The sequence below is a fragment of the Bacillus sp. FSL W8-0640 genome (assembly GCF_038007725.1).
GTDB classification, from domain to species: Bacteria; Bacillota; Bacilli; order Bacillales; family Bacillaceae_G; genus Bacillus_A; species Bacillus_A cereus.
Genome location: NZ_JBBOXT010000002.1, coordinates 362,117 through 377,534, shown reverse-complemented (window position 1 = coordinate 377,534; position 15,418 = coordinate 362,117). Strand labels below are relative to the sequence as shown.

Genomic DNA, 15,418 nt, shown 5'->3' with positions numbered 1-15,418 from the left:
TAAACAAACTGATTATGGCGTAACAACAGCTATATTTAAAAGACATAGATTCATAGTCATTTCAGAAGAAGATTTTGAAAACAGAAAAGGATTTGCCCTTTAAGGCCAAACCCTTTTTATTTTTATTTTTATTATTTCGCAGCTAGTTTTTCGTTCACTTCTTCCCACCCTGATACATCTTCTTCAACTTTTTTATCAGAGTAGTAGACGCGTAGGAATACTTCTTTACGAAGGTGTTTTTGAATATTGAATTCTAATTCTTTTTCTTTACCGTCTTTATCCAATCCAGTTAATTTGTAATTTAAACGTCTTGATGTTTCTCTGTTACCAATCAAAATACGTACAGATTTTAAATTCGGATGGTTTGCTAGAGTTTCGTTAAAGTGTTGATAGTACGCTTTATAGGAAAATCCCTAATTTACTACTTCATATTCCTTTATAATTTTATAAAAGGTGTTTTTCTTTAGTTCTAACATTTCCTTAAATATAACAGCAGTTATTTCTCCATTCTTCCATTTTGAATGAGTTTCCTCTATGTACGCTAAGAAACCGGCTACTTACTTTTTTATATAATTTTTCTCTCGTAATGGTCTTAGATTACTAAAATTTGTTTTTTGGTTTAAACTATACAAATAATCTAAGAAACCAAAATGATTTTAATTTTTGCATTCATCTGATTGAAAGATGAATGTTTTTTTGTACATATAAAAAAAATAAGAATTTTTGTCACAAAAATCATTAATTCGGGTTCTATATAATACAGGCATCAAAATGAGAGTGAGGGTTTAACCGATATGTTTAAGATTAAAAAGGAAGAAAGGCCTGTTTCGGATGTGACATTTGAAGATTTGTTTAAACAAAACTATGTGTACGTGGTGAAACAGATTGTTTGGATTGTCAAAAACCAGACGATTGCTGAAGAATTGGCACAAGAGGTATTTTTACAGTTATACCGCAACAATTGGAAGGAGATTGATAACCTATCTGGATGGCTACTAAAATCTTCTACTTTTGTAGCTTATAAGTATTTACGATCTGAAAAACGACATCAGGCGAGAGTAGATAAAACCATACAATATCATGAAGTACAGCATATTTCTTCCCTAGATGATGACTGGATTAGAAAAGAAGAAATTACAAAAGTACAATTGGCGCTTAGTGAAATGAATGAGAAAGATCAAACCATTTTATTAATGAAATTTTCTGGTTTTCAATATAAAGAAATTGGCGAAATTCTTCAAATCGACATATCTTCTATTGGAACATTATTAGTCCGAGCCAAGCAAAAATTCCGTAAGATTTATCAACAATTAGAGGAGGCGTAATAAATGAATTGCTATGATATGGGATGTATTCAAGCATATATAGACGGTGAATTATCTGATAGGACAAGAAAAGAATTCACAAAACACATAGATACTTGTAGCGCATGCCAAGAATTATTACTGGAAATCACCAAATTAAATCAATGGAAAGATGTCAAGTTAGAGGAAGCAACAGTACATTCATCAAAAGAAATCGAGATTGATGTTGACCAAGCGTGGAAAGTATTTGAAAGTCACGCAAAATCAGAAAATGTTTCTTATATCAATGAAAAAATGGAACCGAAGAAGGGATTGTTTACAAATATGAATAAAAAATCAAAACGTTTCATGTATACTGCAGTAGCGGTAGCAGGGCTTTTTGCTACAGCCATGATTCCACAAGTTCGAGTTGCAGCTACAGATGTAGCCTCTTATTTTTCCAATGCAATTTCAAATGATAGGATTATTGAAGAAGGAAGAGACGTTACAAAAGGTCAATTTATTCCTATTGATGAAAAGATTACAGATCAAGGTGTTACAGTACATCTGAAAGAATTATATATAGCGGATGCACGTATATCCGTTCATTACAAAATTGAAAAAGAAGATGGAAATGTAGTACCGTTTGAATTTGATACAACAGGTTTAGAACTTGAAGATGACGGAAAAGTAAACGGTCAACAAGAAAATAACCCCGAGTATAAGAAAAATGGGTACTTCGGACAATTAGCATTTATTGAAGGAGCAAATGATGGGCCATTCGAACTAAAGGCATCAGGTGTAGCATTAAAGGAAATTGGTATTCGTTTTAAGGATAGACCTGAAGGCGTCATCACATTTATCGAAGGTCTTAAAGGAAAAGATTCTTTCAAACAACCGCTCACGTTAGATGTACACATAAACAGAATTGGAAAAGTATCTGGGTCTTGGAAAACACAACTTAAAATTGACCCTACCAAATTAAAAAAATAAAGTAAGTTCAAATGAAAAAAAGAATAGAACGATGTGTTTCCAATACCATGCTTATATTCTTCCTTGTGTTACTTGCATTTATTTCATACATGATTTCTACTATATCTTTTTTAATTTCATAATCATAAAAGGTAGTAAAGTAAGTAGCCGGTTCCTTAACGTACAGGGAACCGGCTGAAATGTATCCAAATTGTATCGAAACGTACAATTTTCTTTTTTGGATAAGGTGACCCCTTGTAGCATGATTTGAACAATCGCAAGATTTCTCGTTTTTTTCCATGCATTTTTTTCTTTATGTATTTGATTTAAAAATTTATCTTGCTCTAAACGACTAAGCCATCTAGGTGCTTGCGCTAAAGGTGAGATTCGTTTTCTTTTTACTTTGATTGTAGAATTTAAGATAGAATATCCAGCTTGCACTAAATAAGACCAATACACCTTAATAGCTGCCACTCTTTTATTGATTGTGGCTGATGCCAATTTTTCTACGGTTTGCATAAAAGATACCCATTCTTTTAAATCCCTAGATGTAAGAAAATCCGGATTGAAATTTTCACCAGTTCTTTCAACTACCCATTTTTCCAAAGCTACAACGGACGCTACATATTCTTGAATTGTACGATGGCGTTTTCCCTCTTCTTGTAAATAACATTGAAATGAGTCTATATAATTCATTAAACATACTCCTAATCTTAATGTGTTCGGTAAAGTTGTTTCGATATAGAAATCATACGTGTTCGGTAAAGAAAAAACAATAAATTAAAAACAAAGACTATACCGAAATCTAGTTCGGTATAGTAAAGTGTATATAAAAAATCCCTCTTTGCTATCTTCCCCCAAAAAGAATTATTGCTTCGAACCTTATAGATTGTATTTTCAGAAACATTACAAGCGTGTAAGCAAAATGTAAGGCAATTCAATATGAGAAAAATAATCTTACTACTACAATGAATAACAGATACATTCATGAAGAATCTGTGGGGCTATATGAAGTTATTTTAGTGCTTATAACATTCTACCAAGTATTACAGTTTAAATAAGGAAATACGAAACTATACCATCAATTGTTGTATTATTAAGCTTAATTTGCATGCAAATTATTCACTTTCTTATTATTAGAAATCAATATATAAAACGCATATATACAAAATTATATTCATAAAAAAGATAACCCCAAAAATGAAAGTGCATACGTATTCAATAGAACATGGAACCAGTATATAATCCTATGTTAATTATTATTAGGAGTAACAATCTATCTAGAATAGTATATAAAAACTATTAAATATTTAATTCATAAAAACAGAGGTGTAAAATGAACTTTATTTTCAATCTAATCGCTAGTTATGCGATTCCTGCGATACTACTCACATTCTTGTTACTACTTGTATTTGTTTTTAGCTATTTTGTAGTATACAAAAAGATATGTAAAGGAGAAAAAAATCTTACTGTACAACAAATTATATTGTTTGTATTAATAACAGGATACTATTCCTTTGCATTATCAGCTACTTCATTTGGTCGTTCAGATGATATGGTTTTTGCAAGAACGTTTGACTTCGATGTACTTAGTGTTTATAAAAAAGCATGGAATATCTTTTCGCCTTCTTCTTTTTTCCATATTATTCTAAATATAGGTATGCTTTTTCCGTTAGGAATTTTATTCCCTTTATTTAGTAAAGTTTTTCAAAAAACAAAATGGATGTTCATCATCTCAATTATAGCAAGTTTATTGATTGAAATTCTTGAATTCACATTGCAACGCGGAAGTATGGAACTAGCCGATCTACTTCATAATACTTTAGGCATGATGCTAGGATATTCTGTGTTAAACATAGTTCTTATATTTTTGAAGATAAAAGAAACAGATACAAAAATAATCAAATATTTATACCTGCCCATTACAGTAAGTTTCGTCGCACTCGGGATAATGATTTCGTATCAAATGAAGGAATTTGGGAATATGCCTATTGATCCCATTACAAAAACTGATATGTCTCATGTTACTATAAAAACATCAATAGAGTTAAAAGACGAAGGGAAAAAAATGCCTGTTTACAAAGATTATGTTACAAAAAAATCACCTGTTCGAGATGTTGAAATTCTTTCTCCAAAGGAAGCATTACAAAAACTGAAACAAGGAGATTTTGATCCTATAATATCTTTCAAATCAGGTGATACATTAGTTATTACAAAATATAAGATAGATTACTACACTGATACTAAAGGTTTTTCTCAGCCTATATATGTTTTTGAAGGACACTTAAATGATAAAGATATTTGGTCTCAACCTATTTCCGCAAAGAAATAACGTAAATTTGGTTCTGTTGCAAAGTTTTTTAAGAAATAAACAGAGACATGAATGTATGAGGAAATATTATAAAGAGGCTACTAGTACTGGCTATAATTCATGATAGATCGAAAAGGCGGAGTCCGTTTGAAGACTTCGCTTTTGTTTGTATAGTGCAGGGGCATAATCAATCAATTCTCATTCTTAGTGTGTAAATTTGAAGGGAATTTCTCATATGAAAATAGTAAAAGATCTTAGTAAAGAATACACAAAAAAGGTTTCACATACAGCACTTTCAAATATAAATTTAACAATTACAGAGGGAGAATTTGTTGGGATTATGGACCCTTCGGGTAGTGGGAAAACAACGTTATTGAATATGATTTCTACTATTAACTCGCCAACATCAGGCAGTATATTGATTAATAGTAAAAATCCGTATCAACTTTCACCCAATGATTTGGCATTATTTCACAGACAGGAACTAGGATTCGTCTTTCAATCCTTTAACCTGTTACATACATTAACAGTAAAAGAGAATATGGTTCTTCCGCTTGTTTTAGATGGCATGAATGTGAAAAGAATAAATAAACGAGTAGAATCTATTTCGAAAAAATTAGGAATCAATGAAATTTTAAATAAACTGACATATGAAATATCGGGAGAACAAGCACAGCGATTGCCCGAGCACTCATTCACTCTCCTAAATTGGTTCTTGCCGATGAGCCGACAGGCAACTTAGATTCTAAAGCCTCTCAAGACGTAATGGAGATATTAACACTATTAAATAAAGAAGAAAAGGCAACAATGATGTTAGTAACGCACGATCCAGTTGCTACAAGTTACTGTGATCGTATTATTTTTATTAAAGATGGGCAGTTATACAATGAAGTTTGCTACAATGACTATCGTCCAGTATTTTATAAAAATATTATGGACAGTCTTTCTATATTAGGGGGGAATAAACATGACTTTTCGACAGCTCGCATTTAATAATGTTATACGGAATCAACGAATATATCTTGGTCATTTTTTTAGTAGCACATTTGCTGTAATGATTTTTTTCACCTATGGACTACTTATCTTTCATCCGAACCTACAAGGCGAGCTGACTAATGCAAGCACCATCATGAGTACATTTGGGAAAATAGGCTTCCTATTATCGTATTACTTAATCTTTCTTTTCTCTTTCTTTTTGATTTTCTATTCTGTTAGTGCATTTTTAAAAAATAGAAAAAAAGAGTTTGGATTATTAATGTTACATGGAATGTCTTATCAACAGCTTCATCAATTAATTTTTCTCGAAAACATGCTGATTGGAATCCCTTCTATACTAGCAGGCATCGGGCTTGGGATGGTTTTTTCTAAATTAGTTTTACTAATTAGTGGCTCCTTATTGGCAACAAAGCACACTTTAGCATTTTACTTCCCATTAAAGTCTATGGGGATAACAGCTATTTCCTTTTTTGTTTTATTTCTACTCATTTCATTGTTTACATCAAAAATTGTGAAAATGAATGTGCTTGTAGAACTCATCAAATCAGAGGAAAAACCAAAACCTGAACCCAAAGTGTCCGTTTGGATATCCTTGTTGGCAATTATCTTAATTGGAGCAGGTTACTCTTTCGTCCACCACAGTATCGTCGCGTTGGATTACATGAGTTGGAATCAATTATTCCTACTCGTAGGAGTAGGTGTCTTATTAATTGTATTTGGAACCTATTTTTTCTTTACTCAATTGTGTGTATATGTGTTATCCGCTTTAAAAAATAGAGAAGCTACATTCTTTAAAAGAATTAATCTACTTGTTATTTCAGAATTGATGTATCGAATGAAAGATAATGCGAGAACGTTCTTTATCGTTACAATTATATCAGCAGTATCTTTTACAGCAATTGGAGTTTGTACGGCTATCGCAAATCCTGAATTGGCAAAACATGAGACCCCATATGCATTTACCTATCAATCGGATAAGGGGAATACACTAGAAGAATCCCATATTGAAGAGATAAAAAAACAATTAAAAGAATCTGGATTTTCTTATAAACTTGTAGCAACAAAATTTAAAAGGGCACAAAATGGGCCGAGTTTAATTAATCTTTCTACGTATAATGAATACGCTAAAAAATTAGGGTATGACATAGAGAAATTAACAAATGAAAATGAAAGTATCATCATAATATCACAGAAAAATCAAAAAACTGAAGAGTATCTAAATCCTTTTGAATTAAAATATGGTGAACTAGAAGTATCACTTGCTGTTCAAAAAGCAGTTTTTATCCCAGAATTAACGACTACATTGGAAAACCCTTATATTGTCTCTGATGCTGTTTACAATAAGGTCCTAAATGTTCAACAAGAAGGCGTACTCCGAGATTACACCATATACGGTTTTATCGTTAAAAATTGGCCTGAAACAACTGCAATTTCTACAAAACTTATGAAGTTCATTGGTACGAGTCAAGATGATTATTATGCCTTTTCATCTTTGAATTTAAAATGGCTTGAACTGAAACAACAAAACGGATTATTTTCTATTACAAGTGTATTGGTGGGAATTTTATTTTTCATATTTACACTAAGTTTTTTATATTTTCGTCTATTTACTGATCTAGAACGTGATCAAGAGCAATATCAAATGATTTCAAAATTAGGTTTAAGCCAAAAAGAGTTAAAGCAAATTGTGACAAAACAAATGATGATCCTATTTTTCTTACCGATTGTAGTGGCTATGGTTCACAGCAGTTTTGCATTTCTAACTTTTCACCAATTAGGACAAAGAGTAAGTAAGGAAATGTCCGTTATTCAAAGTTCAATTGTTGTATTAGTAAGCTTTACTTGTATGCAAATTATTTACTTCCTTATTATTAGAAGTAACTATATAAAACGCATATGTACAAAAATATATTTATAAAAAAGATAATCTAAAAATTGAAGGTGCAGACTCAATCACTAAATATGATTGAGTCTGCACCTTCAGTATGTTGAAAAATATAACAAGATTAATCTGTGTTTGTTCCGATTTTTCTTGACTTAATTATTTATGAGTGGATCCAAAAAGAAGGAATGGTTGCCGTACCCCTTATAAAGTTGTTTGATGTGATAAGAAAAGGAGATACTGTTGTAGTTGAAAGTATTTCACGTTTAGGACGAAAAACATTAGATATCTTAAGCATTATTCAACAGTTTGAAGAAATAGGAATTCAATTTGTATCATTGAAAGAGAATATAGATACAAGAACGCCTACAGGTAAGGCTATGCTACAGATGATGTGTGTTATCGCTGAATTAGAAAGGAATTTGATTGCAGAACGAGTAAAAGAAGGATTAGAAGCGAGTAAGAAGCGTGGTAAAAAATTAGGTAGACCAAAATTAGAAAAAGAAAAGCTCTCCATTGCATTACGTATGTATGATAGTAAAGAATATTCCCTAAAAGAAATTGTAGAAGGAACTGGAATATCACAAGGCTCTCTTTATCGAGCAATTAATCAACGAAAACTTGAGGAAATACAGAAATAAAAAAACTCTGTGTTTCTTCTTTTGATGAATCTATAAAAACACCTTACACTTCCTGACATGGGTACTCTCTCCTAATTAAGCCTTTCAACATAAATGCCATAAACAATTATTTATAATAGAAGAAACTAATTTTTAAAATATAAAGACCGATTCCTTAACGTACAGGGGATCGGTTAATTTGTGTCTAAAATGTGTCTAAATGTACAATTTTCTTTTTTTGATATGGTGACCCCATGCCCATCAACCTTAGAAGTTAAGCCGCCCCCAAGACAAAAAATCTCACTTCTTATCTGAAAAAAGATAAGAAGTGAGATTTTTTTGGATACTTTCAATAATAAGTGGTTATGTCAACCTCAAATTCAAAAGACTTTACCAATCTCGACGATCATCGTGATCGTGATTATGATTACGGTCATGATCATGATTACGTCTGCGACGACACTCATCACAATCGCAGTCACGTCTACAATGACAGTCGTTAAAATCGTTTCTTCTGCGTCTACGACCGCATCCGCAAAATACTAAATCATCCCAAAATCTATTACAATCTCGAGAATGTCCAAAATTATTATTCCATCCCATAGATATGATTCCCTCCTCTAAAAGTAGAATTCATTATATTCTATGATTAAATGCTAGAAATAGTTTGTTTGCTAGTCTATGTTTTGTGTTTTAGATTAATAATATTTCAATTTGCAAGTCCCCTCACCCCTTATCTTTCCTTAACAACAAACAAGACGCCAACCAGATCACACGATAATTGATATACACTTAATCAAACTTATTTATCCTCATATTATTTATTTCTTTGTTTCCATACCCGATTCTCTTTACGATAAGTATTCTTGCCATCCATGAAGTCAGCTGTATTGCCTGGAATCCTATATTTCTTATTCTTTTTCTTAGCCTTCTTCTTCAGTCTCTTCTCTTCTTGAACAGCTTGTAAATCTGCCTTCCATTGTTTCAACAAATCTTTTTCACGTCGCATCGAATCTGTACCCCTTGGATTAAAATGTAAACCAAGTAATTAGATTCTACCTATTTATATAGAATCCTCCTAACCAAATGTCCATTCTGTTCAATAAAAAAGAACACTATAAAGGGTCCTAAGCTTCTGAGTATTAAATATATGACAATGCCCTGCCCGTTCTAATGGCGCAACATAAAAGAGCTTTATAGCGGAATATATATAGCTCTCGGAAAAGGAATAAGTTGGTTGGCATTGACTCGATATTGTATGTTTAGGAATTCCTTATGTGCAATAAAAAAAGAGCCCTATAAGGTGCTCATCCAATACGATTATAAAGAATGAATACGTCGTGTTCAATTATTAGTATATGCTTGTCTCATTCGAAGTTTTACTGGTTTAATGTGTAATTTCTATATAACAAAGAAAAAAGCACCCGTTATGGATGCTGTTGTTGACATTATCTTTCTTTATTTAAATAACTTTTGAATTTTTCCATACTACCATATACATGTTCAAATACCTCTGGCCAACGTCTTGCCTCATGTAAAATTTGTGAAATACTTTCTGCAAAGTGATAATTACCACGCTTCGCAGGAACTATTTCATAAATCTGTTGTTCGTATGCACTGTGTGTTATAAGTTTTTCTTATATCAAGGCTGAGTACTTTCAACCTTCTCCAAGCCACCGCATCAACTAGTATGGCTACACGCCCTGTGTTCGGTGACTGAGAGAAGACTAAGAATCTCCTCGTTTATACTCTGTAGAGTTTGTTATATTTCCTCCCGTGACAGATAAAATATAAATATTGTCGAATATAAAGGGAATCAATCTTTATATTCATATCAAGACGATACTGCCTTTTTCTCCGCCTTACTATAGCCAACATATTTTAAGGAGACACCGAAAAGGGGATAACAGTGCTATATTAGCTATAGTAAAGAGGTAACTAGTCTCTTTACACTCTGTTTTATCCCAATAGTGAAAATCGTGAGTAATTACTATAAGACAAAGCTAGTTACGTATACAACAGACTTTTTAAAATGTATTAATTCAGAACATGTAGATTTTCTAGAACGATTTAACTCAATCATGAGCAACACCCCCATTCGTAGAAATCAACATGGCAGGAATATAGATTTATATCTATTATCAACGCAGAAGGTGAATCCCGTGTTGACTGATAGATACAAATTAGAAACAGCATGACGAATGCGAGTTATCACACACCCGCCACACTGGAATATGTCATTATAATTAATTCATTGGTCTTTTCGTCTTAATGCGGGTTCTTACCGCCTTGCCCGCTCTATTATGCGGTATACGTTACCGTGACATTCTCGCATAAGAACGTTTCACTTATAGGTGTACTAATCCTCTTCGATATGTGGTTGTCAAAGGGCTTGTACATATAATTTATAATTTTTAGCATTTTATTTAGTCCCCCAAAAAGTTCGCGTTTTGTTCGCTATTTTTAGATGATTCCAAGTGCTGTAGCAATCAATTTAACCGCACTCTGCTTCCTTTCATAGAAATATGTCTTCTTCAGTAAAAGATCATGATAAACATCTGAATCCTTGACTCTCGTTCGTTAGAAACTTCCGCCCAACGATTTTACGCTCATCCTCATCTAATAAGTTATTAAGCGCCTTTTCTACCTGCTGCACCTTCCATTTACTCGTATTCCTTGAATCACGCAACTCAGGGAATAAACTGATTCCTTTGCTCCACATCATTACTAAAGCGCATCTTAAGTGCTCTGTACTCCTTTAATACACTTACTACTTCCTTTTGTACTTTCTTATCATCAACAGCCGGTAATAAAGTTAATTGTCTCTCCATGAAGGAATTCCCCTATTTCTGAATTTGTCTTTTTAATATCTCTTTGTTAAATAAGGGAACCATGCATAGCGAGTAGCCCCCACCATCCACTCTACATGGTTCCGTTATCTATTAAGCCTTTAATAACTTACGTTTCTTGTTGGCCATCTTCTCTTTTGCTGCTTCAATGTTATTTCCTACCCTTTTATGGTCCTGATCAAACTGAATCATTCCATCAAACATAATTGGTGCTATTACTTCATCAACGTATTGCAAGTAATCAACTGATGCTCGTTCTGTTTGCTCTACTAAGTATCCATAAATATCAAAATCTGCTCTTGGTATAGACTTCTTGCCCTTCGGTTGATGAGACATCCTTATATAAGATTGAATGACTGATAGTCGTACCACAAATATTGACTTGTCCTTGTTAAATTAAATAAGGAAGAAACAAATTGCTCCCATCTTCTCTGCTTTCTCCAGGTAATCTAATTGGTACTGTGCAATGTTCTTTAAATCAAATCGTCCAGGATTCTCTGTAGATTTCGCTTCAAACGCTATAGCTCGTCCTTTATACACGCCATCATAGTCTACTGTACTCTTAGCTTCATAGAATCATTTAGCACTTTGTTATCTTTGCTCTTAATCATCTTCACAAGAGTCGGACGCTTGTTTATAAGCGCCACTCCCCCTCTTTGATACATTTCATTAGCTAGATTGATAAGTTTTTCAAAAGCCATACCACGGTTTCCAAGTCCCATTGTTATTCCTCACTTTCTATTCAAAGGATTATTTTGTTAAAAAATTTATTTCGATTTATAATCGCTATCTCTTTCTTTAATTTTCCAGTAAAATCAAATGTAAATATTTTAATTACATAGGAGAAAGCAATGAAACATAACATCAATCTATGGTCCTTTATTTTTTCTTTTATTTGCATTGGTTTATTCCTCTTATATCTTGAAATTGGTTCGATAGCCTCATCCGAAACAAAAATGTTTATTATGAATTCGCTACCTATACACCCTTTATTTTTTTACTAGTTTTAACAATAGGAACTTTTTTTGCTGGTATGAAAGGATTTTCTAAAATAGATAATTGGGTTGCTATGCTTAGAAGCATAGCGACAGTTCTACTAACACTTTTATTATCAGTGTTTTTAACACTAACTTTAATCGTTGGCTATGCATTAAGTTAAACGTCATTCTTTATGAATTAAACTAAATATTCTGTCAATAATGTAGACACATGGTTATCTTTCTCCTTGTTCCCCCTTGGAGAACCGAGCAGTTAGTTTTTTGCTAGCTGCTCTTTTAATTACACATTTTTATCTTAACACTCATATAATATTGAGAATTAAAAAATCATCTCATGTATAAAGGGAAAGTATTCTTTTTCATTACTCCACTCCCTCTTTAATTAACACTGTTTGAATAAGGTTTTTAAAGAGGGAATACATTTAAAAATCTTGGTTACACTGTAAACAGGCTCGTGAATAGCCAATTTTACTAATACCCACTCTATGTCTATTACCTTGGACCGAGCAATTAGCAAAAGCTAATTGCTCTTTTATATTGAGTTAATAATAAAATTTAGGTCTTATTCCTTTTCTAAATCATATATTTTTAACCTAGACATCAGCTCAAAGTGTTACCTCCTATCTTAAAGAGCACTGATGCATGGTGCTCTTTTTTAGTTTCCTTATTTCTATAAAATGAAATTTTTGTTTAGTTTTCTTACCTGCATAATATTTTGATATTTGTTTATACTATAATTGTAACTTTTTGTTACAACATATATCCGTATCGATTGTAACTTCTAAAATTGTACAACGAAGCAGTTAGCTATTTCGGCTAGCTGCTTTGTTGTTTAAAATGAAGTTTTTATTTAGTTTCACGGGTATTGTTCATACTAAGGTTAGTAACACTGACATAAATATCACAATTCCTTCAAAATTTATAATTAAATTTCATAATCTACAAAATATTACATTTTCTCTTTTTTCTATTGGTATAATCAGGCTGTCTATCAAAGTTATAGAAAAATTGATAGAAAATCATTAATAGAATGGAGATGTTTTTATGTTTAAAAAATTAGCTATTGGAACATTTGCAATTAGTATTATTTTCTCTGGTGTTACTAGTGTATCTGCGGCAAAAATAAATGATACACCGCTTAAAGTTTCTGATGATAATCCTTGTAAAAATGTAACGCATAAATTTTCTGAGTTGTTTAATTCTAAACCGCCAAAAAATTATACAAAGAACGGAATTAAAGGAGAGCGAGTTTGTACTTATAAAAGTTCAGTAAGTTATATTGGCTATTATAATTAATGACTAATCTAACAATAAAAGTTAGATTACTTGAATCCCTCACCACTTTTATACTCGGCGAGGGATTTTCATTTTAGATACACTTACGCATCCCTTATACAAAACGTATCCTTCTCTTCCCATTCAAATAGCGTTTTGGTCTAAATTACTTGTCTTTGTATTCCATCTCTACAAAATCAGCTAATTCAATTTTCTTTTGCACTTCTTCTTCCAGATAATGAAATACTGCTTCTTCTCCACCTTGCTCTCTAACATAGGAAACCCAGTTTTTCTGTGATTCATCTAATTCAAGTTTTATTGTTGCTTTAACATTCATTGAAATTTCACTCCGATCTATAAAATAACGATTTTATCTAAATCCATTCACTAATCCTATACTTCCGTATACAATAATAGTGCCTTTCTATTTAATGTGAGTTCGTCACTGTCGTTATAATGAGGCATAAGGAGCGCGCTCTCGATTAGCGCTCTTTTTAATTAAATAAAGATTTTATTTTTAATTTCACCTATCTAAAAAAACATACATATAATATCTTGGGTATCCTTTTTCAATATTAGTTTTGGTCAGAGAGCACTTTTAATGTATTGCAATGTATCACGTTTTACATACCATAAACATAGAATGCAATGAGCACGCAAGACATAATTTTTATATAATCGTGTACATTTTTTTGTACACGTTTTTTTATTAAATAAGAATTTTGTTTGAAATTCACTAACCTTATTGATTCCTTTACATACAGTATTATCACAAGGAATTCCACAGGTGGCTCTGGTCCAGTTACCTTGAATTTCTTGCACACCTTGTGGGAAGAATCCGTTTATAATAAACGGGTTCTTTTATTTTTTATACACTAAGAATTTTGTTTGAAACTATTTTCTTTCACTCCTTAAATTTCTGCTTTTTCAACCCTAATTCTCTCTCATAGAAAAGTAGTCTTCTATGTTAGCCCTATTAAAAACCAACCTAAATATGGTAAAATCCAAATAAGGCAGGTGAATATAATGGGTGGATTTGTAATTTGTACACTTGTTAGCTTAATTATCATCATAAGTGGTTATCTAATTCATATTAAAAAGTACTTATTCCTTATCGCTGGATACCAAGAAGCTACTTTTATTGGTGATAAAGATAAACTAGCTAAATTATTTGGAACATTCGCTTATATAATAGGAATTGTCACTTTTCTACTCCCATTCGGGCTTGAATTCTTTGGTGACATAAGCGGTATAATTTACGCAATCTGCATTTGTTCAGGTACAATATTTGTTTTGGTTCGAAAACAAATGATTAATAAACCTTTTTAAAAAGAGTCTAAATATGGCTCTTTTTCTATTAATACAACCGATTCAAATAACTGTTTTGTTTAGTTTTCATCTTCCTCAGCATCACAATAACAATCTTCTACAACTGAATCACAATACGGACATTGTTGAGTTTTTAATAGTTCCATCTCTCATTCCCCTTTTTTGAATAATCTTTTTTGTATTACACATACTACATTTGAGCCGCTTTCTCCCTGGCTTCTCTCTTTCCAAATGGAACTTGCTCCTCTGTGCAGTGTGCGAGCATAGCAGGTAACTTAATTAGTTGCCTGCTACCTTTTTGTATAGGCGTAAAGATTCTTTTAAAAAATAACGCTTTTGTTTAATAAAAATTAATTAACTATAATTTGAAAAATCGGAAACATTTACTCAATGTTTTTTCTGAATACTCATGCTATTATTTATGTGCTGATGTTCACCATCCCAAGAACTCAGTAATTTCATCCACAATCTTCACTCTCATCCTTTTGAGAGTGGAGCCTTTATTTATAAGGGTTATCCTCAATATTTATTAATACAAAATTTAAATTTGGTCCTCTATCAAAAAACTCCAATATCATGTAAAAATTACGTAAAGATTACTATGATTCAACCTATCCACCTAATAAACGTTATATAATGTAGTTACGGATATTTATTTTGTTTCTCTAAAACCGTCCTATTGGTGGAGGCTTTTTTTTATTTCCCAACAAAATAAACTGAATTTTCATTCTATTTAACTTGTCACTTTTACTGAACTCTTGATACAATATGACTAACACATTGAAACACCCTTTTTGGATACCTGTGCCTCCCGGTACAGGTATTTTTAATGTTAGTTTTTAACTAGCAGATGCATTGTTCTCACCCTTTCTGATGCTTCGCGCATCAGAATATCCAGGAGCC

Annotated in this window: 11 protein-coding genes and 5 pseudogenes; 9 read left to right on the top strand and 7 right to left on the bottom strand. The window is 32.1% G+C overall.

The window, feature by feature from the left end; all coding sequences use genetic code 11:
- Positions 1 to 131: 131 nt before the first annotated feature.
- Positions 132 to 326, bottom strand: a pseudogene (locus N2V80_RS29015) (DUF1093 domain-containing protein); the annotation flags it as partial.
- Positions 327 to 794: 468 nt separating this feature from the next.
- Here N2V80_RS29015 and N2V80_RS29010 point away from each other — a divergent pair.
- On the top strand, positions 795 to 1,325 hold the full coding sequence (locus N2V80_RS29010; protein WP_061655272.1) for an RNA polymerase sigma factor SigX: 531 nt from the start codon (positions 795 to 797) through the stop codon (positions 1,323 to 1,325).
- Between the two features lie 3 nt (positions 1,326 to 1,328).
- On the top strand, positions 1,329 to 2,276 hold the full coding sequence (locus N2V80_RS29005) for a DUF4179 domain-containing protein (protein ID WP_061655271.1): 948 nt from the start codon (positions 1,329 to 1,331) through the stop codon (positions 2,274 to 2,276).
- Between the two features lie 99 nt (positions 2,277 to 2,375).
- Here the strand turns inward: N2V80_RS29005 and N2V80_RS29000 are convergent, their stop codons facing one another.
- Complete coding sequence (locus tag N2V80_RS29000) at positions 2,376 to 2,951, bottom strand: phage integrase N-terminal SAM-like domain-containing protein (RefSeq protein WP_253859350.1); 576 nt, start codon at positions 2,949 to 2,951, stop codon at positions 2,376 to 2,378.
- Between the two features lie 640 nt (positions 2,952 to 3,591).
- On the opposite strand from N2V80_RS29000, the gene N2V80_RS28995 reads away from it, so the two are divergent.
- The 4 genes and pseudogenes from N2V80_RS28995 (at position 3,592) to N2V80_RS28980 (ending at position 8,085) form a co-directional block, all read left to right on the top strand.
- The gene (locus N2V80_RS28995) at positions 3,592 to 4,587 is read left to right on the top strand and encodes a VanZ family protein (RefSeq protein ID WP_061655270.1); all 996 of its coding nucleotides are present in this window, start codon (positions 3,592 to 3,594) and stop codon (positions 4,585 to 4,587) included.
- A 214-nt stretch (positions 4,588 to 4,801) separates the two neighbouring features.
- Positions 4,802 to 5,559: pseudogene (locus N2V80_RS28990) on the top strand (ABC transporter ATP-binding protein).
- The gene (locus N2V80_RS28985) at positions 5,534 to 7,480 is read left to right on the top strand and encodes an FtsX-like permease family protein (RefSeq protein WP_061655269.1); all 1,947 of its coding nucleotides are present in this window, start codon (positions 5,534 to 5,536) and stop codon (positions 7,478 to 7,480) included. Before N2V80_RS28990 ends, N2V80_RS28985 begins: the two are co-directional and overlap by 26 nt.
- A gap of 95 nt (positions 7,481 to 7,575) precedes the next feature.
- Entirely contained in the window at positions 7,576 to 8,085 is a 510-nt protein-coding gene (locus N2V80_RS28980; protein ID WP_340981043.1) for a recombinase family protein, read from the top strand.
- A gap of 369 nt (positions 8,086 to 8,454) precedes the next feature.
- Here the strand turns inward: N2V80_RS28980 and N2V80_RS28975 are convergent, their stop codons facing one another.
- The 4 genes and pseudogenes from N2V80_RS28975 to N2V80_RS28960 form a co-directional block, all read right to left on the bottom strand.
- Positions 8,455 to 8,667 (bottom strand): hypothetical protein, encoded by a 213-nt coding sequence (locus N2V80_RS28975; protein ID WP_080450921.1) that lies wholly within the window; start codon positions 8,665 to 8,667, stop codon positions 8,455 to 8,457.
- 214 nt (positions 8,668 to 8,881) lie between these two features.
- Positions 8,882 to 9,073: a hypothetical protein gene (locus N2V80_RS28970; protein WP_061655268.1), complete on the bottom strand. Its 192-nt coding sequence runs from the start codon at positions 9,071 to 9,073 to the stop codon at positions 8,882 to 8,884.
- Between the two features lie 1,454 nt (positions 9,074 to 10,527).
- A pseudogene (locus N2V80_RS28965) lies at positions 10,528 to 10,895 on the bottom strand (ArpU family phage packaging/lysis transcriptional regulator).
- Positions 10,896 to 11,006: 111 nt separating this feature from the next.
- Positions 11,007 to 11,635, bottom strand: a pseudogene (locus tag N2V80_RS28960) (Holliday junction resolvase RecU).
- 129 nt (positions 11,636 to 11,764) lie between these two features.
- Here N2V80_RS28960 and N2V80_RS28955 point away from each other — a divergent pair.
- Both N2V80_RS28955 and N2V80_RS28950 read left to right on the top strand, forming a co-directional pair.
- Positions 11,765 to 12,072: pseudogene (locus tag N2V80_RS28955) on the top strand (hypothetical protein).
- Positions 12,073 to 12,955: 883 nt separating this feature from the next.
- Positions 12,956 to 13,207 (top strand): hypothetical protein, encoded by a 252-nt coding sequence (locus tag N2V80_RS28950; RefSeq protein ID WP_061655265.1) that lies wholly within the window; start codon positions 12,956 to 12,958, stop codon positions 13,205 to 13,207.
- A 145-nt stretch (positions 13,208 to 13,352) separates the two neighbouring features.
- On the opposite strand, the gene N2V80_RS28945 is transcribed toward N2V80_RS28950, so the two are convergent.
- Positions 13,353 to 13,523 carry a hypothetical protein gene (locus N2V80_RS28945; RefSeq protein WP_172793966.1) on the bottom strand — a complete coding sequence of 57 codons (171 nt, stop codon included), beginning with the start codon at positions 13,521 to 13,523 and terminating at the stop codon, positions 13,353 to 13,355.
- A gap of 689 nt (positions 13,524 to 14,212) precedes the next feature.
- Between N2V80_RS28945 and N2V80_RS28940 the strand changes: the two genes are divergently transcribed.
- A complete protein-coding gene (locus N2V80_RS28940; protein WP_061655264.1) occupies positions 14,213 to 14,515 on the top strand; it encodes a DUF3784 domain-containing protein in 303 nt (100 codons plus the stop codon).
- The last annotated feature ends 903 nt before the right edge of the window (positions 14,516 to 15,418 follow it).

What these genes read in the sequence shown, in the direction of transcription:
- N2V80_RS28945 (WP_172793966.1), bottom strand. Translation starts at nt 13,523, where the DNA reads ATGAATGTTAAAGCAACAATAAAACTTGAATTAGATGAATCACAGAAA.
- N2V80_RS29005 (WP_061655271.1), top strand. Translation starts at nt 1,329, where the DNA reads ATGAATTGCTATGATATGGGATGTATTCAAGCATATATAGACGGTGAA.
- N2V80_RS28950 (WP_061655265.1), top strand. Translation starts at nt 12,956, where the DNA reads ATGTTTAAAAAATTAGCTATTGGAACATTTGCAATTAGTATTATTTTC.
- N2V80_RS29010 (WP_061655272.1), top strand. Translation starts at nt 795, where the DNA reads ATGTTTAAGATTAAAAAGGAAGAAAGGCCTGTTTCGGATGTGACATTT.
- N2V80_RS29000 (WP_253859350.1), bottom strand. Translation starts at nt 2,951, where the DNA reads ATGAATTATATAGACTCATTTCAATGTTATTTACAAGAAGAGGGAAAA.
- N2V80_RS28970 (WP_061655268.1), bottom strand. Translation starts at nt 9,073, where the DNA reads ATGCGACGTGAAAAAGATTTGTTGAAACAATGGAAGGCAGATTTACAA.
- N2V80_RS28995 (WP_061655270.1), top strand. Translation starts at nt 3,592, where the DNA reads ATGAACTTTATTTTCAATCTAATCGCTAGTTATGCGATTCCTGCGATA.
- N2V80_RS28940 (WP_061655264.1), top strand. Translation starts at nt 14,213, where the DNA reads ATGGGTGGATTTGTAATTTGTACACTTGTTAGCTTAATTATCATCATA.
- N2V80_RS28985 (WP_061655269.1), top strand. Translation starts at nt 5,534, where the DNA reads ATGACTTTTCGACAGCTCGCATTTAATAATGTTATACGGAATCAACGA.
- N2V80_RS28975 (WP_080450921.1), bottom strand. Translation starts at nt 8,667, where the DNA reads ATGGGATGGAATAATAATTTTGGACATTCTCGAGATTGTAATAGATTT.